We start from the raw sequence: 20,626 nt of genomic DNA, 5'->3' as shown, positions 1-20,626 counted from the left end.
AGCCTGCGACGGCTATGACCTCGAACGACGTCCCTGCCACGGCCTCCGGCGGTTCCGGTGGCCGTCGGCGTGTGCTGGGGCGGGGGCCTGGGGGTGCGGCCCCGCCTGAGCCCCCGGGCGAGGTGTTGCCGCCTGCGGTGGAGCCTGAGCCGCCTTCGGCGGAGAGCCCGTCCGTGGTTGAGGACGGTACTTCGGCTGCGGACCGTGGGGCGTTGTGCCCACCCTCCCCCACTCTCGACTTCGCTCGAGCGGGGGGACCCCCATCGCCCTGCGGAACGCCTGCCCACAACGAGGGCGAGCCGGACAGTGAGCACGAGCCCGCCGAACCCGACGACGGGGTCTTCAAAGTTCGGCTTGCCAACTTCGAAGGGCCGTTCGATCTGCTGCTTCAGTTGATTTCGAAGCACAAGATGGATGTCACCGAAGTGGCGCTCTCCAAGGTCACCGATGAGTTCATGGCGCACATCAGGGCGATGGGGCCGGACTGGGATCTCGATCAGACGACCGAGTTCCTGGTGGTCGCGGCGACGCTGCTCGATCTGAAGGCCGCCCGGCTGCTGCCGTCCGCCGAGGTGGAGGACGAGGCGGATCTGGCGCTGCTGGAGGCCAGGGACCTGCTCTTCGCGCGGCTGCTGCAGTACCGGGCGTACAAACAGATCGCCGAGATCTTCAACCGGCGCCTCGACGAGGAGGCGCGCCGCTACCCCCGTACCGTCGGGCTGGAGGCGCACCACGCAGAGCTGCTGCCCGAGGTCGTCATCAGCATCGGGGCGGAAGGATTCGCCAGGCTCGCCGTGAAGGCGATGCAGCCCAAGCCGAAGCCGCAGGTGTACGTCGACCACATCCACGCGCCGCTCGTGAGCGTGCAGGAGCAGGCCGCGATCGTGGTGGCCCGGCTGCGGGAACTCGGAGAGGCCAGTTTCCGCTCGCTCGTCGAGGACACCGACGACACCCTCACCGTCGTGGCGCGTTTCCTGGCCCTTCTGGAGCTCTATCGGGAGAAGGCGGTCTCCCTGGACCAGGAGGAGGCTCTGGGGGACCTGGTGGTGCGCTGGACGGGCGGGGACGGGGATGCGCAGCCGACGGTGACCGACGAGTTCGACAGGCCGCCGGAACCGGTCAAGGAGGAGAAGGCGTGAGCGAGGACACCACCGAGGCCCCGGCGGGTCCGCCCGGCGTCGCCGATCTCGACCTCAAGCCCGCCCTGGAGGCCGTCCTCATGGTCGTGGACGAACCCGCGACCGTGGAGCACCTCTCGAAGATCCTGGAGCGGCCGAAGCGGCGGATCGCGGCTGCTCTGCGCGAGCTGGCCGACGAGTACACCATCCAGGGACGCGGCTTCGAGCTGCGGCTCATCGCCGGCGGCTGGCGTTTCTACAGCCGGCCCGAGTACGCGGCCGCCGTCGAGCGCTTCGTCCTCGACGGGCAGCAGGCCCGGCTCACGCAGGCCGCGCTGGAGACCCTGGCGGTCGTCGCGTACCGCCAGCCGGTCAGCCGCAGCAGGGTCTCGGCGGTCCGAGGAGTGAACTGCGACGGCGTGATGCGCACCCTCCTGCAGAGGGGTCTGGTCGAGGAGGCGGGCGCGGAACCCGAAACAGGTGCGATCCTGTACACGACGACGAACTACTTCCTGGAGCGAATGGGCCTGCGCGGCCTGGACGAGCTCCCGGAGCTCGCGCCCTTCCTTCCGGAGGCGGACGCGATCGAAGCAGAGACGCTGGAAGGGGTCCCGTCGTTCGATCCGGATGCGCCGGACGCAGATGCAGACGACACGACGACGACGGAACTTTGATGCGAAGCAGTGGCAGCGGCAGTGGCAGGAACAACGGGCGCGGCAATCCCCGCGGGACCGGCGGGGGCGGTAACCCTCGCGGCTCCGGTGGAGGCGGTGGCCCCCGCGGTTCCGGTGGGGGCGGTGCCCCTCGCGGGTCCGGCGGAGGTGGCGCCCCCCGCGGATCCGGCGGAGGCGGCAATTCCCGGGGAACCGGTGGAGGCGGCTCCCCGCAGCGGAGCGCGGGAGGGCGCGACGACAGGCCGAAGCGCGCCGGCAAGCCCCGCCCGGAGGAGCGCCGTTACGACGTAGGTCCCGGCGCCACCCACGAGGGCCCGAAGTCGGGGCGCGGCAGCGCGGCCCGCGGCGGCGCCAAGGGCGGCCCCAAACAGGGCCAGCAGCGCGGCGGCCGTACGGAGAACGCGCGCTCCCGTGAGTACGAGACACGTACCGAGGAGCGCAACCGCGACCGGTACGCGGGCAGGCCCGAGGTCAAGACGCCCAAGACCTTCCCCGGCGCCGAGCAGGAGGGCGAGCGCCTGCAGAAGGTGCTCGCGCGCGCGGGCTACGGTTCGCGGCGTGCCTGCGAGGAGCTGGTCGAGCAGTCCCGGGTCGAGGTCAACGGCGAGATCGTCGTCGAGCAGGGCATGCGTGTCGACCCGGAGAACGACGAGATCAAGGTCGACGGACTGACCGTCGCCACGCAGTCGTACCAGTTCTTCTCGCTGAACAAGCCCGCTGGCGTGGTGTCCACCATGGAGGACAACGAGGGCCGCCAGTGCCTCGGTGACTACGTGACGAACCGTGAGACGCGGCTCTTCCACGTCGGGCGGCTCGACACCGAGACCGAGGGCGTCATCCTGCTCACCAACCACGGTGAGCTGGCACACCGCCTCACGCACCCCAAGTACGGCGTGAAGAAGGTCTATCTCGCGCACATCGTGGGCCCGATCCCGCGCGACCTGGGCAAGCAGCTCAAGGACGGCATCCAGCTGGAGGACGGGTACGCGAAGGCGGACCACTTCAGGGTCGTCGAGCAGACCGGCAAGAACTACCTCGTAGAGGTGACCCTCCACGAGGGCCGCAAGCACATCGTGCGGCGCATGCTCGCCGAGGCGGGCTTCCCGGTCGACAAGCTCGTGCGCGTGTCCTTCGGACCGATCACCCTGGGCGACCAGAAGTCGGGCTGGCTGCGGCGGCTGTCGAACACCGAGGTCGGGATGCTGATGCAGGAAGTCGGCCTCTAGGCCTCTGGGCTTCTGGAGAACCTCCAGAGAAAAGCGTCTCCTTCCTAGAGACCTGTTTTGTACGGCATCGGCCGGTTCCGGGATCTCCCGGGGCCGGCCGATGTGCGTTCGGGGGTTGTGGCGGCCCGTTCCGCTATTTATAGTCGTACTGACCATTAAGGGAACGCCCTCGCCGGGCGCGGCCGTTGGAGCAGGGCCCACGGGGGTGGTCCCGGTCCAGAGACTGTCGCCCGGCGAGGTGCAGGACGGCCGTGCGTCCAGCAGGCCACGAGGAGCGGACAATGGAGGGCTACGACAAATACGCCTTCGAGCCCTTCGCCGTCACCGTGGATCTCGCGGTGTTCACGGTCCGGGCGGGCGTACTGCAAGCGCTGCTGATCGAGCGCGGACAGGAGCCTTTCGCGGGCCACTGGGCGCTGCCCGGAGGGTTCGTGCTGCCCGAGGAGTCCGCCGGGACGGCCGCCAGGCGCGAACTCGCCGAGGAGACCGGGCTTGCGGACGTCTCGGGGCTGCATCTGGAGCAGTTGCGCACGTACAGCGAGCCGGACCGCGATCCCCGGATGCGGGTCGTCTCCGTGGCGTACACCGCGCTGCTGCCCGATCCGCCCGAACCGCGGGGCGGCGGCGACGCGGCGAGCGCGCGCTGGCTGGCGTACGACGGGCTCGGGCCGCTCGCCTTCGACCACGATCGGATCCTCGCCGACGCCCATGAACGGGTCGGCGCCAAGCTCGAATACACCTGCCTGGCCACGGCGTTCTGCCCGCCGGAGTTCACGCTCGGGGAACTCCAGCAGGTCTACGAGACCGTGTGGGGGACCGCGCTCGACCGGCCCAACTTCCGGCGAAAGGTTCTCGCCACGCCCGGGTTCGTCGAGCAGATCCCCGGTGCGGCCCGGCTGACCGGAGGCCGAGGGAAGCCTGCCGCGCTGTATCGCGCGGGCGACGCCACCGCGCTGCACCCACCACTGCTGCGACCGCCATCGGCGCCCCCTCCGGGGTCGGCGTCCGCACCGTCGGCGCCCCAGGAATCACCGTCACCGTCACAGTCATCGTCGTCGGAAGGACGATCCTCATGACCACGACCGTCAGGAAGCGCGCCGCCACCGGGGCGTTGGTCGGACTCGCCCTCGGGGACGCGCTCGGCTTCCCGACCGAGTTCAACGACGTGCCGTCGATCCTCGCCAAGTGCGGGCCCTGGCGGGAGATGGAGCTGCCGAAACCCGCGTACGTCACGGACGACACGCAGATGACGCTGGCACTGGGGCGGGGGCTGCGGACGGCCATGGACAGAGGTCTGCTGGGGCCCAAGCGGATGGAACGGCCCGTACGCGAGGAGTTCGTGGACTGGTACCAGTCGCCGCAGAACAACCGCGCACCCGGACGTACGTGCCTGGTCGCCTGCGAGAAGCTGAAGCGCGAGGGTCTGCCCTGGCAGGACGCCAGCCAGATCCACTCCAAGGGCTGCGGTGCCAACATGCGTGTCGCGCCCCTCGGTCTCATCTCCGGGCTCAGCGACGAACAGCGCGCGGGCGCCGCCCAGTTGCAGGCCGCGCTCACTCATGGGCATCCGACCGCGCTCGCCGCGTCAGACCTCACCGCGCACGCGGTGCGCCTGCTCGCGCAGGGCGCCGAGCCGACCGGACTGGTCGGCCTGCTGCGCTCGTACGCGTACGAGAACCGCACGCACTACAACGAACGCTGGCTCGGCGACCTGTGGACGCGTTCCCAGGACCCGACGCCGACGCACTTCATCTCGCGCGGCTGGGACGAGTGCCTGGAGGTCCTGGAGCGGCTTCAGCGAGCCCTGCGGTCGCCGTCGCCCGAGACGGACCCCTGTCTGGCCACGGGGGCCGGGTGGATCGCCGAGGAGGCCCTCGCCACCGGCCTGCTGTGCTTCCTGCTCTTCGTGGACGAGCCGGTGACGGCCCTGCGCCGGGCCGCCTGCACCTCGGGGGACTCGGACTCGATCGCCTGCCTCGCCGGCGCTTTCGCAGGGGCGTACCTCGGTGCCGATGCATGGCCTACGGAGTGGGCCGACAGGATCGAGTACCAGGGGGACCTGATGGCGTTGGGGGCGCTCTGGGACGACTGACCGGTCGATGGGCGACCGACCGGTCCACCGGTCCACCGGTCCACCGGTCCACCGGTCCACCGGTCCACCGGTCCACCGGTCCACCGGTCCACCGGTTCTGCGGTTCTGCGGTCCACGGGTCCTGCGAGTCGTGCGCGGTGGGTCAGGAGAGGCTGATCGAGTCGCCCGTGACCGTGATCTGCTTCGCGGGGAGCGGCTTCTGGGCCGGGCCCTTGGCCACCGAGCCGTCGGCGATGCGGAACTCGCTGCCGTGGCAGGCGCAGTTGATCGTGCCGTTCGAGACGGTTGCGACGATGCAGCCCTGGTGCGTGCAGACCGCGGAGAAGGCCTTGAAGCCGCCCTCCTCGGGCTGGGTGACGACGACCTTCTCGTCCTTGAAGATCTTGCCGCCGCCGACCGGGACGTCGGCGGTCTTGGTGAGTTCCTCACCGGCGGGCGCCTCGCCCCCGGTACCGCTCTCCTCGGGGGCGACGGACGATGCCCCCTCCTCACTGCCCCCGCCGTTCTCGTCCCCGTAGTTGCTGCAGCCGGCGATCAGCGCGGCCGTGCCCGTCGCGAGAACCGCGCGCCGCGTGGAGGGGTGGGTCATGTCGTCACTCCGAACGTGCGGAAGAACCAGAGGGCGGAGGTCAGCCAGACCACCGTCAGGGCCGAGAAGACAAGTCCGCCGACGATGGGCAGCACCCAGCCGGGCAGACGCTCCGAGCGGAGCAGCAGCATCTTGGCACTGAATGCACCGAAGAAGAAGCAACCCAGGACCGAGTGCCACAAAACGCGCGGTTCGTACGTCTGATAGCCCAAGGCGTACAGACAGTGCACAGCGACCGGGACAGCAACAAGGAACGCAATTCGACCCGACCAGCGGTGCAGCACACCGGACCAGCTCGGGCCCGGAATGCGCCCGTACACCATGAGTGCCGACACGAGCTGCACGACCGCGAAGCCCATCGCGGCCGTGGCGAGCCACGACTTGACCGCGCTCGTGCTGCTGAAGCCCGCGAGGTTGAAGGCGGTGCCCTCCGGGTCGTGCACATTGCCGTAGACGCCGAGACCGACCGCGACCGCGCCCGCGACCAGGGCCGGTACGAGGTAGGTGGCGGCTCCCGCTCGGCGGGGGGTGGGGGTGGGCGACGGAAAGCCCTGGGTGGCGGCGTTCGGGTCCACGGTCATGGTCGGCTCCCTGCGGTCACGGGGTCATGGGGCAAGGGGCGGAGCGAAGAGCGGAGTGCGGAATGCGGAGTCGAAGAGCGGAGTGCGGGGTGGAGCGGAGGAGCGGGCGGGCGGATCACGGGGTCACGGGGTCACGGGCTTGGCCGTGAGCTTCTGCCCGTCGACCGTCACGACGCCGGTCTCGGGGTCGATTCGGGGTGCGGGGCTCGGCTTGCCCGCGCGGTTGAGGATGCCGACCTGCCGGCCGCTCGGCAGGACGATCCAGCCGCCGTCGACCTCGGCGCCGCGCACGGTGGCGGTCGCGCGGTAGAGCCCGGAGGGTTTGACGGCCTTGTCGGCCGTGAAGCCGTAGTCCCGCTGTCCCATGTCGACCGTGCCGCGGATCCGCTTGCCCTTCAGCTCGCCGGTGAGGACGTTGCCGTTCCGGCCGGTGAGCCGCATGCTGCCGTCGGCCTCGACGTCGCCCTTCAGCCACGACTCCTGGTCCTTGCCGTCGCAGAAGTACGCGACCGCCTTGCCGTCGCGCAGGGTGACCGCGACCGCGGAGGAGTCGTCGTCCGTGCGGCCCGCGTAGTCGGCGTTGGGCACGGCGGTCTTCGACGGGCTGGGCGAGGGTGAAGGTGACGGCTTGCCCGACGGGGGCGAGGCCGTGGGCGTCGGGCTCGCCGACACGACATCACCCGAGGACTCGCTCCCGGTCGACGTACTGCGCGTCCCTGACGTCACGTTGAGCGACAGCATGAACAGGGCGAGCAGTAGTCCCGCGAGGAGCGTGAAAAGTGGTCCGGAACGCTTCATCGAGCCTCCCCCGAGGCGTGGCGCGGACAGCCTCACCATGCAAGCGGACCCGCGGCCCCTGCGTCCAGAGGCGCACAGGAGCGACTTCGCGGAAATCAACGGACGATCACACCGTAGAGGATAACCTCACTCCAAGTGGTGCCAAGTAGTTGTTCGGGTGACATTGGTGCAATCCGGGTCGAGCCGCTCGCGGGACGCGCCCCACGGAACGGATCGGCCACCTCCACGAAAGGGCACGACCATGGCGGGTAACGATCTGGGCAGTCTGCTCGGCAGAGTTCTCGGCGGAGGCGCTCGGAGCGGCACCGGCGGAGGGGCGGGCGGGGCCGGTGGGGCCGCCATTCTGGGCTCGCTGCTCCAGGCGCTCATGAACGGCCGGAGCGGGAGCGGCGGCACCGGGAGCGGTGGCAATCCGCTCGGCGGCCTGATGGACCTGCTCACCCGGTCCGGCCTCGGGGAGCAGAAGGACTCCTGGGTCGGCACCGGCCAGAACCAGTCCGTGACCGGCGCGCAGATCCAGCAGGCGCTGCCCGACGAGACGCTCAAGCAGGTCGCCGACGAGGCGGGCGTCACCACCGACCAGGCCGCCACCGAGATCGCCCAGAGCCTGCCCAAGGTGGTCGACCGGCTGAGCCCCGACGGACACCTGCCGGACGCCTCGCTCGAAGACCTCGTCAAGCAGCAGCGGTTCTGAGGCTCTCGACGTCCCCGCGAGCCCTTCCAGGACAGCGCGGCGGGCGTCTCGGCAGGCGGGCGCCCGGCGCCCGGCCACCGAGGGCTGACTAGGCTGGATGGACCAAGAGCCGTACATCAGCAAGGAGCATCACCGTGGCGGTACGAGCGGTCCGGGGCGCCGTCCAACTGGAGCGGGACGAGGTCGGCCACATGGACGAGCAGGTCAGCGAGCTGCTCACCGCCATACTTGAGCGGAACGCGCTGACCACCGAGGACCTGATCAGCATCTGGTTCACGGCGACGCCCGACCTGCACAGCGACTTCCCGGCGGCCGCGGCACGCAAGCTCGGCATCGTCGACGTACCGCTGATCTGCGCGCAGGAGCTGGACATCGAGGGCGCGATGCCCCGGGTCGTGCGGGTCCTCGCGCACATCGAGTCCGATCTGCCCCGCTCCGGGATCGCGCACGTCTACCTGGGTGCCGCGGGCGCGCTCCGCAAGGACATCGCCCAGTGAGAACCGCACTCGTCATCGGCACCGGACTGATCGGTACGTCCGCCGCGCTGGCCCTGGCCGGGCGCGGCGTCGTCGTGCACCTCGCCGACCACGACCCGGAGCAGGCCCGTACGGCGGCCGCGCTCGGCGCCGGCACCGACGAGGCACCGGTGGGGCCCGTCGACCTCGCGATCATCGCGGCACCGCCCGCCCATGTGGCCGCGGCGCTCGCCGACGCGATGCGGCGCGGGGTCGCGCGGGGCTACCTCGACGTGGCCAGCGTGAAGGGCGGCCCGCGCCGCGAGCTGGAGTCGCTGGGCCTCGACCTGTCCGCGTACATCGGTACGCATCCCATGTCGGGCCGCGAGAAGTCGGGCCCGCTGGCCGCCACCGGCGACCTCTTCGAGGGGCGACCCTGGGTGCTGACGCCGACCAGGGACACGGACACCGAGGTCCTCAACCTCGCGCTGGAACTCGTCTCGCACTGCCGTGCCGTACCGGTCGTCATGGACGCCGACGCCCACGACCGCGCGGTCGCCCTCGTCTCCCACATGCCCCACCTGGTGTCGAGCATGGTCGCCGCACGGCTGGAGAACGCCGAGGAGGCGGCCGTACGCCTCTGCGGTCAGGGCATCCGCGACGTGACCCGGATCGCCGCCTCCGACCCGCGGATGTGGATCGACATCCTCTCCGCGAACCCGGGCCCGGTCGCCGACCTCCTCGCGGACGTCTCGGCCGACCTGGACGAGACCGTGCAGGCCCTGCGCGCCCTCCAGTCCTCCGACGAGGCCAAGCGCAGCGAGGGTTTCACCGGCATCGAGGACGTCCTGCGCCGAGGCAACGCCGGCCAGATCCGCGTCCCCGGCAAGCACGGCGCCGCCCCGACCGTGTACGAGAGCGTCGTCGTCCTCATCGACGACCAGCCGGGCCAGCTGGCCCGTATCTTCGCCGACGCGGGCCGCGCGGGCGTCAACATCGAGGACGTCCGCATCGAGCACGCGACCGGGCAGCAGGCGGGCCTGGTCGAGCTGATGGTGAAGCCCTCGGCGGCACCCGTACTGACGGCGTCGCTGCGGGAGCGGGGCTGGTCGATCCGGCAGTAGCGCCGGGCGACGACGCGCGACGCGACGCCGTGAACCTGGTTCAGGTGGTCGTCCCGATGATCGGCCCTGGTGATCGTTGCGGCGGTGGCCCAGGGGCTGTGGCGGGGGCATCGCGGGGTCCGTAAAACGGGGTCCGGGAAGCCAGTAACCTTGTTCGGGGCACGATCGCGCCCGAACCAGCCCACCACCCCGTACCAGGAAGGTGCCCGCACCCGTGGAAACCACCGCCGCCCGGACCGCTCCGGCCGTGATTGTCGCCATCGACGGTCCCTCCGGCACGGGCAAGTCGAGCACCTCCAAGGCCGTCGCCGCCAAGCTCGGCCTGAGCTACCTGGACACGGGTGCCCAGTACCGGGCGATCACCTGGTGGATGGTGACCAACGGCATCGACATCACCGACCCCTCCTCGATCGCGGACGCGGCCGGCATGCCCGAGATCGTGTCCGGTACGGACCCCTCGGCGCCGACGATCACTGTCGACGGCACGGATGTCGCGGGCCCGATCCGCACCCAGGAGGTCACCTCCAAGGTCAGCGCGGTCAGCGCCGTGCCCGAGGTGCGGGCCCGGATCACCGAGCTGCAGCGCTCGATCGCCTCGGCGGCCGGGAAGGGCATCGTCGTCGAGGGCCGGGACATCGGCACGACCGTGCTGCCCGACGCCGACCTGAAGATCTTCCTCACCGCCTCCCCGGAGGCCCGCGCGGCCCGCCGCAGCGGTGAGCTCAAGGGCGCTGACGTCAACGCCACCCGCGAGGCCCTGATCAAGCGGGACGCGGCCGACTCCAGCCGCAAGGCCTCGCCGCTCGCCAAGGCGGACGACGCGGTCGAGGTGGACACCTCCGACCTCACGCTCCAGCAGGTCATCGAGTGCGTCGTCACCCTCGTCGAGGAGAAGCGGGCCGCGAGGTGAGTGTTGCGTCCGTGCCCTCGGTCAAGGGCGCCGAGGTCGGGCGGCGCATCGGCGTCGGCCTGATGTACGGCCTGTGGAAGCCGCGGGTGCTGGGTGCCTGGAAGGTCCCCGCGACCGGTCCGGTGATCTTCGCGGTCAACCACTCCCACAACATCGACGGCCCGATGGTCATCGGTGTGGCGCCCCGAGCCTCGCACTTCCTGGTCAAGAAGGAGGCGTTCGTCGGCCCGCTCGGCCCGTTCATGACCCGCGTCGGCCAGATCAAGGTCGACCGTGACACGACCGACCGGACGGCCGTCATGCGCGCGCTGGGCGTGCTGGAGAACGGCGGGGTCCTCGGGATCTTCCCGGAGGGCTCCCGAGGCGAGGGCGACTTCGCCGCGCTGCGCGCCGGGCTCTCCTACTTCGCCGTCCGCAGCGGGGCCCCGATCGTCCCGGTCGCCGTTCTGGGAAGCACGGAGAGGCGCGGACGGTTGATAAAGGGGCTGCCCCCGCTGCGCAGCCGGGTGGACGTCGTCTTCGGCGACCCCTTCGAGGCGGGCGACGGCAGCGGACGGCGTACGCGGCAGGCGCTCGACGAGGCGACCGTGCGGATCCAGAAGCAGCTCACCGCGCACCTGGAAAACGCCAGGCACCTCACGGGGCGTTAAGAGACACTCCAGTAGTGGATCGTCCGATACGGGCGGTCCACCGATCACCACGATGAACTACGAGGTACGGACTTCATGAACGACCACATCCAGCCCGACGGCTCGACCGAGCACGAGCACGGGGCGCTTGGCGATGCCGAGTACGCGGAGTTCATGGAGCTCGCCGCGGAAGAGGGCTTCGACGTCGAGGACATCGAGGGCGCGATCGAGGCGGCCGGCCACGGCCCGCTCCCGGTCCTCGCCGTCGTCGGCCGTCCGAACGTCGGCAAGTCGACCCTGGTGAACCGGATCATCGGCCGCCGAGAGGCCGTCGTCGAGGACAAGCCGGGCGTCACCCGCGACCGTGTCACGTACGAGGCCGAGTGGGCGGGCCGCCGCTTCAAGCTCGTCGACACCGGCGGCTGGGAGCAGGACGTCCTCGGCATCGACGCCTCCGTGGCCGCTCAGGCCGAGTACGCGATCGAGGCCGCCGACGCGGTCGTCTTCGTCGTCGACGCCAAGGTCGGCGCCACCGACACCGACGAGGCGGTCGTACGACTGCTGCGCAAGGCCGGCAAGCCCGTCGTCCTGTGCGCGAACAAGGTCGACGGCCTGAGCGGCGAGGCCGACGCCTCGTACCTGTGGGCCCTGGGCCTCGGCGAGCCGCACCCCGTCTCCGCGCTGCACGGCCGCGGCACCGGCGACATGCTGGACGCCGTCCTGGAGGCGCTGCCCGAGGCCCCGGCGCAGACCTTCGGTACCGCGATCGGCGGCCCGCGCCGCATCGCCCTCATCGGCCGCCCGAACGTCGGCAAGTCGTCGTTGCTGAACAAGGTGGCCAACGAGGACCGCGTGGTCGTCAACGAGATCGCGGGCACCACCCGTGACCCGGTCGACGAGCTGATCGAACTCGGCGGTGTCACCTGGAAGTTCGTCGACACGGCGGGCATCCGCAAGCGCGTCCACCTCCAGCAGGGCGCCGACTACTACGCCTCGCTGCGCACGGCCGCCGCGGTGGAGAAGGCCGAAGTCGCCGTCATCCTGATCGACGCCTCCGAGACCATCTCGGTCCAGGACCAGCGCATCGTCACGATGGCCGTCGAGGCCGGGCGCGCCATCGTCCTCGCCTTCAACAAGTGGGACACCCTCGACGAGGAGCGCCGCTACTACCTGGAGCGCGAGATCGAGACCGAGCTGGCCCAGGTCTCCTGGGCGCCCCGGGTCAACGTCTCGGCGCGTACGGGCCGCCACATGGAGAAGCTCGTCCCGGCGATCGAGACCGCGATCGAGGGCTGGGAGGCGCGCGTTCCCACGGGCCGGCTGAACGCCTTCCTGGGTGAGCTGGTCGCCGCCCACCCGCACCCGGTCCGGGGCGGCAAGCAGCCCCGCATCCTCTTCGGCACCCAGGCGGGCACCAAGCCGCCGCGGTTCGTGCTGTTCTCCTCGGGCTTCATCGAGCACGGCTACCGCCGCTTCGTGGAGCGCCGGCTGCGCGAGGAGTTCTCCTTCGAGGGCACGCCGATCCACATCTCGGTGCGGGTGCGCGAGAAGCGCGGCAGGAAGAAGTAGCCGCACGGGACGTGTACGCACATGGGTGAGGGCCCCGCACAACCGCGGGGCCCTCACCCATGTGCCTCAGTCTTCCCGGTGCCTCAGCGTTCCCGGCGCGGTCCTGGCGGGAGCGCCGCCGGGATCAGACCGGTGGCGTGCTGCCGCGCCACCGGCTGCCAGATGGACGTGACGGTCTGGCTCTGGTGCGTGGACACCTGCCCCGTCTGGTGCTGCCCGACGTGCCGCATGCCGTACGCGGTCGGCGTGTACGCACCCGAGTTGTACGAGCCAGTGCTGAGCAGCCCCGTCCCGTGCAGGCCAGAACCCTGCAGACCCGAGCCGTACAGGCCTCCGCCGTGCGGCCCGGTCCCGAAAGCCGTGAAGCCGAGCTCCTCCTCGCCACTGCGGTCGCCCGGCAGGGTCCGGAAGGCCTTGCGGAACTCCGCGAAGAGCGCGTCATAGATCGGCGTGGCCGAATGGCTGCCCGCGGTGTCCTGAACCGGCCGCATGGCCGGGATCGGGGACGTGTACGGCAGGCGGCGGGGGGAGTCGTAGGTGTGCACGTCTGTGCCAACGACCCCGCCGCCCTTCGGATGCGGCCGCCGGTCCGTATTGGCCGGTCACCGGGAGTGTTTCCGGCGCATTCGGGGACCGGGGCCCGCGCTCAGGTGCCGGCCAGGGGCATCGCGCTCGCCACCAGCTGGCCGCCCGCGGCGGCCTTGTCGAGGGCCTGGCGCAGCAGGTCCTCGCGGGGCTGGCGGCCGATCGAGCCGACCGGGGCCGCGAACAGCAGCACCTGCTGGTGCTTGTTGGCGGCCGCCCGCCAGCTGTCGGTGACCTGGAGCGGCTGGTGGGCCTGCCACCAGGCGACGGGGGAGCCGCCGCCGGTGCCGGGCTGCAGGACCGCGTGCAGCTGGCCCATGGCGAGCAGCACGGACCAGCCGTGCAGCACGGGCGGCACTTCCGTGACCTGGCTCAGCGGCATGAAGCCCTGCTCGATGAGGAGCGGCAGGAAGTCGTCGCCCGCTCCTCCCGTCGTGCCGGGCCGGGCGATGCGGCCGGTCGGCTCGACGACGAGCGCGGGGTGCAGCTCGCCGCCGAGCAGGACGAGCCCGCTGGTGACACCGAGGACGGCCTGCTCGGGCAGGGCCTCGGCGGGGCGCTCGTCCCCCGTGATGGAATCGCCGGTGATGGAACGGACGGCGCCCTGCAGTTGCTCCTCGGTCACCTGGACGACCTGCGAGGGCAGGCAGGTGGCGTGGGCGAAGGCGAGTACGGCGGTCTCGTCGCCGATGAACAGGACGGTGCTGGTGCGCTCCTGTTCGGAGTCGCCCTGGGTGCGGCAGGACGTGCAGTCGTAACTGCCCGGGGCGTTCTCTCCGGCGAGCAGCCGGTCGGCTTCTTCGTCGCCGATCTCGGCGCGTACGTCGTCGCTGACGTCGAGCATGCGCGGCACGGGTGGCTCCTCGGGATGCGGTGCGTGGTGCGGCCGGGTGGCCCCCGGCCCATGAACCGGATGGGTTCCCGGCTCATGAAGAAGACAACGGGCGATCTGTGGCCGGAGTCACGCCCGAGAGCGAACGGAATCGAACCATCCTGCGCACAGGGTGAACCCGGCTGCGGAATCTGTTACTCCACGCCAACTTCTCGGGGATCCAAGGAAGTTGATCCGGTGAGGTGAGTCACAGATCGTCAGGTCCGTTGGTCGATAAATCCGGAAATCAGCGAATGAAGCGGGTGTCTCAAATTCGACGATACTCCCGGTAACGGTGAACTGGCCTGGAATGACAACGAGTTGGTTGTTACCGGGCCTCCCGGCTCTCTACATTGCTCCGCCGTGTGCAACGAGCACCGCTCGGGTACGTCCGCCGACCGCACAGCACGTCAGCCAGAAGTACGACCTGCACCACCACAAGCGCCACCAGTACCACCAGCACCATCTCCGGCGGACGGGGCGAAACGGGAAGGGCCGCGTCGACACGCGGGACCTTCCGTGCCGCCTTGGGGGAGCCCGGGTCCTTGGAGAGGGAACCACATGTCCGAATGTGCCGATACCACTCGCAAGACTCGTACCACGGCGGTCCTCGCAGGGGCGGCACTGCTCGCCCCGCTCGGACTGCTCGCCGCCACCGGCAACGCCGCGGCGGCGGACAGCGGAGTGTGGGACCGCATCGCCCAGTGCGAGAGCGGCGGCGACTGGCACATCAACACCGGGAACGGCTACTACGGAGGACTCCAGTTCTCCGCCGGCACCTGGCGCGCGTACGGCGGCTCGGCCTACGCGTCCACGGCCGACAAGGCCTCCAAGGCGCAGCAGATCGCTGTCGCCACCAAGGTGCAGCGTGGGCAGGGATGGGGCGCCTGGCCCACCTGTTCGTCACGCGCGGGCGCGTCCGGCGGTGCGCCCGCGGCGTCCGCGCCCACCACCCCCACCACCAAGGCCGCTCCGGCGAAGCCGGCGAAGGCGCCGGACCGTTCGACGGGCCACACCGGCCGCGGCTCGTCCCGCGGCGACTACACCGTCCGCAGCGGCGACACGCTCAGCGCCATCGCCGCCCGGCACGGAACCACCTGGCAGCGGATCTACGCCGCCAACAAGGCCGCCATCGGCGGGGACCCCGACGTGATCGTCCCCGGCCAGCGACTGGAGCTGTGAGCCAGGGGCACTGAGCCGGACTCCTGCCTTCGGGCATGGGCCCCACCCGGTCCTCCGACCGGGTGGGGCCCCGTCGGGTGCCTGCGCGGCTCGCCGATGGGCCGTCACCGCCCTGCCTAGCGTGGCCCGATGTCGATCAAGCGCATGCGGTACGCGGCTGTCGTGGCCGTCGTCCTGGCCGTACTCGCCCCCGCGGTGGCGGTCGCGGCACCACCGCCCGCGGGACCACCGCCCACGGCACCAGGTCCGCCGGTGCCGGGCCGGGTGCCCTACGACTGCGCCAAGGACCAGTGGCCGTGGGGCTGTCTCGCTGAGTGCGAGAGCAGTGGCCGCTGGGACGCGAACACCGGGAACAGGTTCTACGGAGGACTGCAGTTCTGGCAGCCCACCTGGAAGGCGTTCGGCGGACTGGCCTACGCGCCGCGCGCGGACCTCGCCACGCGGGCCGAGCAGATCCGGGTCGCGGAGGAGGTGGTGAGCGTCCAGGGCTGGGAGGCGTGGCCCGTCTGTGCCAAGAGGTACAAACTCAAGGGCCGGGCCCACTTCGTGAAGCGCGGTGAGTCACTCGCGTCGATCGCCCGCCGGTACCGCGTCAAGGGCGGCTGGAAGGCGCTCCACAAGCTCAACCGGAAGATGGTCGGAGAGCGCCCGGAGCGGCTGAACGTCGGCACCGTGCTGAAGCTGCCGAAGGGGGCGGGACCGGGACGGCTGGTCACTCCGGTGCTTCCTCCGGTGACTTCTCCGGCGGTTCCTGCGGAGGACGCGGCCACCGGCTCCCCGAGTCTCCCGGGCGGGTCGGACCCGGCGGACTCGCGGGCCCGGTCCGCCTCGACGCCTCGGCCGGTCCTGATGGGCCCGCCGCTGCCGAGGCAGCCGTCTCCGCCGTCTCCGTCGCCTCGCCGCTGAACACGACCGCGCCGCGCCGGAGTTCGTACACGATCGCCGTTCTGCCGTGCAGGCCGGGCGGCAGGCGCTGTTCGGCCACGATCACGCACGCGTCGAGGCCGCTCAGCAGCTCGTAGGTGCGGGCGGCGACCGTCGGGGACATGCCCTGTGCGGGTTCGTCGACGAGGACCACGCGCGCGCGTGCCAGGAGGGCGCGGGAGAGGGCGAGCATGCGCTGCTCGCCGCCGGAGAGGGTCCCCGCCCGTCTGGCGAGCAGGGGGCCCAGTTGGGGATACGCGTCCAGGGCGGGCGTGAAGTCCCGGTCGGGGGCGGCGAGTCCGAGGTTCTCGCGCACGGTGAGCGAGCCGAAGACGGCCCGGCGGTCCGGGACGAGGCACAGACCGCGGCGGGCCCGTTCGTACGCGGGCATCCCCGTGATGTCGGTGCCGTCCCAGACCACGGCCCCGCGGGACAGGGGCACGGTTCCGGCGAGGGCGCGCAGCGCGGTCGTACGGCCGGAGCCGTTGCGGCCGAGCAGGACGGTGACGCCGGGGGCGGGCGCGTACAGCGTCACCCCGTGCAGCGCCTCCAGCGGGCCGTACCGCACGCGCGCGTGGCGCAGGGAAATCCCGGGCGGGCTCAGCGGGCTCATTCGTCGACCGCCGTTCCGACTCCTTGGCCGAGTACGTGGTCGGCGGGGCCGGAGGCGACGACGCGGCCCGCCGTCATGACGTGCACGGTGTCGGCCAGGTCGGCCACGAGGTCCAGGTCGTGCTCGACGACGAGAAGGGCCGTACCGTCCGCGGCCAGCGCCCCCAGCACGCGGGCCAGCGCCGCCACCTCGCCCGTGTCCAGCCCCGCCGCGGGCTCGTCGAGGAGCAGGACACGGGGGCTTCCCGCCAGGGCCCGCGCGAGTTCGACCCGCCGCAGGGTGCCGGTCGGCAGGCCCGCCGCCGGGAGCGCCCGTACGGCTCCGTCGAGCCCGAGCAGTCGCAGGACGCGTTCCACGGCGTCCGCGTCCACGACTCGGCCCTGTTCGGCCCCCACGCGTACGTTCTCGGCCACCGTCAGGGTCGGGAAGACGGCGAGTTGCTGAAAGGTGCGGGCGATACCGAGCCGGGTCCGGGCGTGGGCGGGCAGCCGGGTGATGTCCCGTTCCCCGAGCCCGATCCGCCCGGAATCCGGCCGCACGGTCCCGGCGAGACAGTGGAACAGGGTGCTTTTCCCTGCCCCGTTGGGCCCGACGACGGCGGTGATCCGGCCCGGGGCCAGATCGAGGTCCACGCCGTCCAGAGCGGTGAACCCGTCGTAGGCGACCCGGAGGGCACGGGCGCGGAGCACGGGGTGGACCGGCGTGCCGCGGGCCGTGCGGGGGCGGGTGGGCGAGGCAGGTCCTGTGGGGCGGGCTCCGGGTCCGGCGGGCGACGTCGGCTGTGGCGCACCGGGTCCGCCACCGGCGCGAGTCGCACCGGGCGCCGGGCCGGGCCCGGGCGAGGCGGGTCCGCCGAGGTTCCCGGCGGGACCCGCGCCGGGTAGCGGTGCCGAGGTGGATTGCCGGACGTGGTCCGGAGTCCGAGGAGTGTCGGGTTCGTCATGGTTGGTTCGAGGGCCGGTTGGTGCGCCGGGCCCGGGTGACGCGGGTTCGCCGAGGTTCCCGGCCGGACCCGCGCCGGGCAGCGGTGCCGCGTCAGGTCGCCGGGCGCGGTCCGGAGTCCGAGGGGCGTCGGGTTCGTCACCGTTGGTGCGCGGGCCGGAGGGTGCGCCGGGTTCTGGCGTGCCCGGACGGTTTCGGGTCTCGGCGGAACCCGAAACCGTCGTCCCGGGGACGGGGGCGGTTCGAGTCGGGTCGTCGGCCCGGTCCTCACCGGGCGTCGGAGGGGTGCCGGAAACCTCGGTTCCGGGGCCGAGGGCATGGGCCGTCGTGTCGGGGGCCCAGGAAGGGGTGGGCTCACCGGCCGTCGGAGCCGGGCGTGGGACCGGGCGTGTCACCAGCGGGCGGCCGCCGGTGGGCCTTGTCCCGGTGGCCGTGTCGGTGTACGGGCCGGTCACCGCGGTCGCGCCCGCCGCGGCCACCGTGCGGGGGTGTGTGCCGGGCCCTGCGAGTGTCGCCCGCAGTCTCCGTCTCACCCCGGCGCCCAGTGGGGTCAGCGCTGCCTCGCGGCGCAGCCGCAGGCGTTCGGCCGTCAGGCGCAGGGCCTCGTACGGGCCGCCCGGGAAGCGGCCCACGAGGACCGCCAGGAGGCCGATCAGGGCCGCCGCGACCCCGCCGCGTGTCCCCGCGTCCAGGCCGACCAGGAGGGCCGCCGCGAGCAGCGCGCCGAGGACGCTGTCGGCGCCGAGGACGACGATCGCGGCGAACCACAGCAGGCCGCGGACGGGGTCGTACGCGGCGGGGTCGAAGGCGCGCAGGCCCATGCCCAGCATGCCGCCGCCGAGCGCGGCCAGCGCGGCGCCCGCCACGAAGGCCGTCAGCTTGAGCGCCGGCACGCGGACGCCCGCCGCCGACGCGCCCGCCTCGTGGTCGCGCATCGCCGCCAGGGCCCGGCCCGTACGGCCCCGGCGCAGCGCGTGGGCGGCCAGCAACGCGCCCGCGAGGAGGACGAGTTCGAGGGCGTAGTAGGCGCGGTCGCCGTCGAAGCCCGCCGGGCGGCCCAGGGTCAGGCCCGAGGTCGCGTACGGCTGGGCGAAGACGAAGCGGCTGACGCCGACGCCCACCGCGAAGGTGGCCAGGGCGAGGGCGAGGCCGTGGCGGCCGATGGCGGGCCAGCCGGTCAGCAGGCCCAGGGGCGCCACCAGCAGGACGGCGACCGCGAGCGCGGCCAGTTCCGGGAGCTGCGGCAGGCCCGGGAAGCGGCCCGCCGCCAGCAGCGCGGTGAAGAGGGCGCCCAGACCCGCGTACGCCGCCTGCCCCAGGGAGATCTGGCCGCCGCGGCCCGTCACCACGACCAGGGACAGGAGGATGACGCCGAGGGCCGGTACCTGGACGGACGTGTGCAGGTCCGAGCCCGCGAAGCCCAGGGGGAGCAGGAACAGGACCACGGCCACGATCCACGCGCCCGGCGGGGTCGCCACCCGGGCCGTCGCCGTGCGCGGAAGCGCGTCCCGGGTGCCGATGCCCGGCAGGACCAGAGCCGTGATCAGCAGGGCGACGACGAAGAGGTTCGCGCCCACCGCCTGGAGCAGCGGCTCGCGCCAGCCCGTCGGGTGCAGCCTCGTCAGCTGGCTCTGGGCGACCCCGATGCCGAGGGCCACGACCACGGCCACCGGCAGGCTCCGCATCCGGGCCGCCACCGCGACCGCCACCACCTCCATCACCAGAAGCGGCATGCCATATGGGTCCAGACGTACGTACGGGGCCAGCAGTACGCCCGTCAGGCCCGCCGTGAACGAGCCGAAGGACCAGCCGGCCGCGGCCACCCGGTCCGCGTCGATGCCGCCCAGGACGGCGAGCGACCGGTCGTCGACGACGGCCCGCAGCTCGCGGCCGAAGCGTGTCCAGCGGATCACCGCGCCGACGCCGACGGCCAGCACGAGGGTCACGGCCAGCTGTCCCCAGGGGTCCGCCGAGACGAGCGTCGGCGCGTCGGAGCGCGCGCCGGGACCCCAGATCAGGGCCGCGCCACCGACGAGCAGCACGAACACGCCGATGGACGCGACGAGGGTCTGGGCCGGGTCGCTGCCGAGGACGGACAGGGGACGGAAGACGAACCGTTCCAGCGCTATGCCGATGCCCGGGGCCACCACGAGCAGCGTGAGCGCGGCGGCGAGCGGCAGCGGCCAGTCCCACTCGATCGTGAGCTGCCACAGCAGATAGGCGCACACCATGGCGATGGCGCCGTGCGCGAAGTTGAGGACGCCGGTCGCCCGGTGGGTCACGACCAGACCGATCCCGGTGAGCGCGGCCGCGCTGCCGACGGAGAGCCCGGCGAGCGTGAGGTCGTACGTCAGCGACGCCATCAGTCCCCAGCCATCAGTTCACAGCCCACAGCTATCAGCCATCAGTTCACAGTCCCCAGCCATCAGCCGTCCGCCCCGGACGAACTGGCGTCCGAGGCGGCGGGCTCGCAGATCGGGCAGGGGTCCAGTTCCCCGCTCGCGAGAACCCGTGAGTCGACCGGCAGGGCCTCCGTCTTCCCGGAGACCAGTGGGCAGTCCGCGCGGTGCCACAGCGTGCCGCCGGGCACCATCAGCAGGTCTCCGCTGACGGCCACGGGCGCGGAAGCCGCCTGCCGGGACTCGTCGGCGTCGGCCGGGTCGGCGGCCACCAGGAGCCCGTACAGCTCCTCCACGCGGGCTGCCGCGAGGGCGTTCCTGCCGTGGGTGAGGAGCACCGCGCCCGCGATGATCAGCGCGGCACCCGGCACCGTGCAGGACGCGAGGTAGGGCAGCTGGCGCTCGGCGAACCGCTCGCCGGAGATCCCGTACCAGCCGAGGACGCACAGCACCGCTCCCGCGGCGAGCGCGGCCCACCCGGCCCAGAGGACGGGGTGCACGGTCCGCAGTCGAGCTGTTCGCATGGGGGCTCCCATGTCATGTGTCCGGCTGTCTTCCAAGTCCGCCGATGGACTTGCACTATGCCTTCTGCAAGCTGACCCTGAAAGCTCCGGGTGCACTTGGCCCGGACCGACACCCGGTGGTGAGCCA

Annotated in this window: 20 protein-coding genes and 1 pseudogene; 13 read left to right on the top strand and 8 right to left on the bottom strand. The window is 72.0% G+C overall.

The window, feature by feature from the left end; genetic code table 11:
• Window positions 1-14 precede the first annotated feature (14 nt).
• The 5 genes from ACIBEI_RS39275 to ACIBEI_RS39255 all read left to right on the top strand — a co-directional run bounded on the left by ACIBEI_RS39275 (window position 15) and on the right by ACIBEI_RS39255 (window position 5,110).
• Window positions 15-1,139 (top strand): segregation and condensation protein A, encoded by a 1,125-nt coding sequence (locus ACIBEI_RS39275; protein WP_398895395.1) that lies wholly within the window; start codon window positions 15-17, stop codon window positions 1,137-1,139.
• On the top strand, window positions 1,136-1,792 hold the full coding sequence (gene scpB / locus ACIBEI_RS39270; protein ID WP_398895393.1) for an SMC-Scp complex subunit ScpB: 657 nt from the start codon (window positions 1,136-1,138) through the stop codon (window positions 1,790-1,792). Before ACIBEI_RS39275 ends, scpB begins: the two co-directional genes overlap by 4 nt.
• Complete coding sequence (locus ACIBEI_RS39265; RefSeq protein ID WP_398895391.1) at window positions 1,792-3,018, top strand: pseudouridine synthase; 1,227 nt, start codon at window positions 1,792-1,794, stop codon at window positions 3,016-3,018. Before scpB ends, ACIBEI_RS39265 begins: the two co-directional genes overlap by 1 nt.
• A 281-nt stretch (window positions 3,019-3,299) precedes the next feature.
• On the top strand, window positions 3,300-4,094 hold the full coding sequence (locus tag ACIBEI_RS39260) for an NUDIX hydrolase (RefSeq protein WP_398895389.1): 795 nt from the start codon (window positions 3,300-3,302) through the stop codon (window positions 4,092-4,094).
• Window positions 4,091-5,110 (top strand): ADP-ribosylglycohydrolase family protein, encoded by a 1,020-nt coding sequence (locus ACIBEI_RS39255; protein WP_398895387.1) that lies wholly within the window; start codon window positions 4,091-4,093, stop codon window positions 5,108-5,110. The genes ACIBEI_RS39260 and ACIBEI_RS39255 overlap by 4 nt, the downstream gene beginning before the upstream one ends.
• Before the next feature lie 142 nt (window positions 5,111-5,252).
• On the opposite strand, the gene ACIBEI_RS39250 is transcribed toward ACIBEI_RS39255, so the two are convergent.
• The 3 genes from ACIBEI_RS39250 to ACIBEI_RS39240 form a co-directional block, all read right to left on the bottom strand.
• Window positions 5,253-5,699, bottom strand: a complete 447-nt coding sequence (locus tag ACIBEI_RS39250) for a Rieske (2Fe-2S) protein (RefSeq protein ID WP_398895385.1) — start codon at window positions 5,697-5,699, stop codon at window positions 5,253-5,255.
• On the bottom strand, window positions 5,696-6,280 hold the full coding sequence (locus ACIBEI_RS39245) for a DUF6529 family protein (RefSeq protein ID WP_398895383.1): 585 nt from the start codon (window positions 6,278-6,280) through the stop codon (window positions 5,696-5,698). Before ACIBEI_RS39245 ends, ACIBEI_RS39250 begins: the two co-directional genes overlap by 4 nt.
• 123 nt (window positions 6,281-6,403) lie before the next feature.
• Complete coding sequence (locus tag ACIBEI_RS39240) at window positions 6,404-7,078, bottom strand: hypothetical protein (RefSeq protein ID WP_398895381.1); 675 nt, start codon at window positions 7,076-7,078, stop codon at window positions 6,404-6,406.
• Between the two features lie 157 nt (window positions 7,079-7,235).
• On the opposite strand from ACIBEI_RS39240, the gene ACIBEI_RS39235 reads away from it, so the two are divergent.
• From ACIBEI_RS39235 to der, 6 genes are all read left to right on the top strand, one after another.
• Complete coding sequence (locus ACIBEI_RS39235) at window positions 7,236-7,772, top strand: YidB family protein (protein ID WP_398895379.1); 537 nt, start codon at window positions 7,236-7,238, stop codon at window positions 7,770-7,772.
• A 134-nt stretch (window positions 7,773-7,906) separates the two neighbouring features.
• On the top strand, window positions 7,907-8,269 hold the full coding sequence (aroH, locus tag ACIBEI_RS39230; protein WP_398895377.1) for a chorismate mutase: 363 nt from the start codon (window positions 7,907-7,909) through the stop codon (window positions 8,267-8,269).
• The gene (locus ACIBEI_RS39225) at window positions 8,266-9,351 is read left to right on the top strand and encodes a prephenate dehydrogenase (RefSeq protein WP_398895375.1); all 1,086 of its coding nucleotides are present in this window, start codon (window positions 8,266-8,268) and stop codon (window positions 9,349-9,351) included. The genes aroH and ACIBEI_RS39225 overlap by 4 nt, the downstream gene beginning before the upstream one ends.
• A gap of 214 nt (window positions 9,352-9,565) precedes the next feature.
• Complete coding sequence (gene cmk, locus ACIBEI_RS39220; RefSeq protein ID WP_398895373.1) at window positions 9,566-10,261, top strand: (d)CMP kinase; 696 nt, start codon at window positions 9,566-9,568, stop codon at window positions 10,259-10,261.
• Window positions 10,219-10,911 carry a lysophospholipid acyltransferase family protein gene (locus ACIBEI_RS39215; protein WP_398895371.1) on the top strand — a complete coding sequence of 231 codons (693 nt, stop codon included), beginning with the start codon at window positions 10,219-10,221 and terminating at the stop codon, window positions 10,909-10,911. The genes cmk and ACIBEI_RS39215 overlap by 43 nt, the downstream gene beginning before the upstream one ends.
• 75 nt (window positions 10,912-10,986) lie before the next feature.
• On the top strand, window positions 10,987-12,459 hold the full coding sequence (gene der / locus ACIBEI_RS39210; protein ID WP_398895369.1) for a ribosome biogenesis GTPase Der: 1,473 nt from the start codon (window positions 10,987-10,989) through the stop codon (window positions 12,457-12,459).
• Between the two features lie 83 nt (window positions 12,460-12,542).
• Here the strand turns inward: der and ACIBEI_RS39205 are convergent, their stop codons facing one another.
• Both ACIBEI_RS39205 and ACIBEI_RS39200 read right to left on the bottom strand, forming a co-directional pair.
• Complete coding sequence (locus ACIBEI_RS39205) at window positions 12,543-13,004, bottom strand: hypothetical protein (RefSeq protein WP_398895367.1); 462 nt, start codon at window positions 13,002-13,004, stop codon at window positions 12,543-12,545.
• Window positions 13,005-13,105: 101 nt separating this feature from the next.
• Window positions 13,106-13,897 (bottom strand): hypothetical protein, encoded by a 792-nt coding sequence (locus ACIBEI_RS39200; RefSeq protein WP_398895365.1) that lies wholly within the window; start codon window positions 13,895-13,897, stop codon window positions 13,106-13,108.
• Between the two features lie 579 nt (window positions 13,898-14,476).
• Here ACIBEI_RS39200 and ACIBEI_RS39195 point away from each other — a divergent pair.
• Both ACIBEI_RS39195 and ACIBEI_RS39190 read left to right on the top strand, forming a co-directional pair.
• The gene (locus tag ACIBEI_RS39195; RefSeq protein ID WP_398895363.1) at window positions 14,477-15,097 is read left to right on the top strand and encodes a transglycosylase family protein; all 621 of its coding nucleotides are present in this window, start codon (window positions 14,477-14,479) and stop codon (window positions 15,095-15,097) included.
• A 129-nt stretch (window positions 15,098-15,226) separates the two neighbouring features.
• Window positions 15,227-16,003 (top strand): transglycosylase family protein, encoded by a 777-nt coding sequence (locus ACIBEI_RS39190; RefSeq protein WP_398895361.1) that lies wholly within the window; start codon window positions 15,227-15,229, stop codon window positions 16,001-16,003.
• Here the strand turns inward: ACIBEI_RS39190 and ACIBEI_RS39185 are convergent.
• From ACIBEI_RS39185 to ACIBEI_RS39175, 3 genes and pseudogenes are all read right to left on the bottom strand, one after another.
• Window positions 15,984-16,634, bottom strand: a pseudogene (locus ACIBEI_RS39185) (ATP-binding cassette domain-containing protein); the annotation flags it as partial. The gene ACIBEI_RS39190 and the pseudogene ACIBEI_RS39185 sit on opposite strands and share 20 nt — an antisense overlap.
• A complete protein-coding gene (locus ACIBEI_RS39180; RefSeq protein WP_398895358.1) occupies window positions 16,631-19,939 on the bottom strand; it encodes an ATP-binding cassette domain-containing protein in 3,309 nt (1,102 codons plus the stop codon). The gene ACIBEI_RS39180 and the pseudogene ACIBEI_RS39185, both read right to left, overlap by 4 nt.
• 62 nt (window positions 19,940-20,001) lie before the next feature.
• Window positions 20,002-20,499, bottom strand: a complete 498-nt coding sequence (locus ACIBEI_RS39175) for a hypothetical protein (RefSeq protein WP_398895356.1) — start codon at window positions 20,497-20,499, stop codon at window positions 20,002-20,004.
• Window positions 20,500-20,626: the final 127 nt, after the last annotated feature.

It is taken from the genome of Streptomyces sp. NPDC050988, assembly GCF_044456225.1.
In the GTDB taxonomy this organism is placed as follows: domain Bacteria; phylum Actinomycetota; class Actinomycetes; order Streptomycetales; family Streptomycetaceae; genus Streptomyces.
The sequence above is the reverse complement of the archived record's forward strand: the minus strand, read 5'-3'. Positions and strand labels throughout refer to the sequence as shown.

What these genes read in the sequence shown, in the direction of transcription:
- ACIBEI_RS39275 (WP_398895395.1), top strand. Translation starts at nt 15, where the DNA reads ATGACCTCGAACGACGTCCCTGCCACGGCCTCCGGCGGTTCCGGTGGC.
- ACIBEI_RS39195 (WP_398895363.1), top strand. Translation starts at nt 14,477, where the DNA reads ATGTCCGAATGTGCCGATACCACTCGCAAGACTCGTACCACGGCGGTC.
- ACIBEI_RS39255 (WP_398895387.1), top strand. Translation starts at nt 4,091, where the DNA reads ATGACCACGACCGTCAGGAAGCGCGCCGCCACCGGGGCGTTGGTCGGA.
- ACIBEI_RS39245 (WP_398895383.1), bottom strand. Translation starts at nt 6,280, where the DNA reads ATGACCGTGGACCCGAACGCCGCCACCCAGGGCTTTCCGTCGCCCACC.
- ACIBEI_RS39190 (WP_398895361.1), top strand. Translation starts at nt 15,227, where the DNA reads ATGTCGATCAAGCGCATGCGGTACGCGGCTGTCGTGGCCGTCGTCCTG.
- ACIBEI_RS39180 (WP_398895358.1), bottom strand. Translation starts at nt 19,939, where the DNA reads ATGGCGTCGCTGACGTACGACCTCACGCTCGCCGGGCTCTCCGTCGGC.
- ACIBEI_RS39175 (WP_398895356.1), bottom strand. Translation starts at nt 20,499, where the DNA reads ATGCGAACAGCTCGACTGCGGACCGTGCACCCCGTCCTCTGGGCCGGG.
- ACIBEI_RS39260 (WP_398895389.1), top strand. Translation starts at nt 3,300, where the DNA reads ATGGAGGGCTACGACAAATACGCCTTCGAGCCCTTCGCCGTCACCGTG.
- ACIBEI_RS39265 (WP_398895391.1), top strand. Translation starts at nt 1,792, where the DNA reads ATGCGAAGCAGTGGCAGCGGCAGTGGCAGGAACAACGGGCGCGGCAAT.
- der (WP_398895369.1), top strand. Translation starts at nt 10,987, where the DNA reads ATGAACGACCACATCCAGCCCGACGGCTCGACCGAGCACGAGCACGGG.
- ACIBEI_RS39250 (WP_398895385.1), bottom strand. Translation starts at nt 5,699, where the DNA reads ATGACCCACCCCTCCACGCGGCGCGCGGTTCTCGCGACGGGCACGGCC.
- ACIBEI_RS39240 (WP_398895381.1), bottom strand. Translation starts at nt 7,078, where the DNA reads ATGAAGCGTTCCGGACCACTTTTCACGCTCCTCGCGGGACTACTGCTC.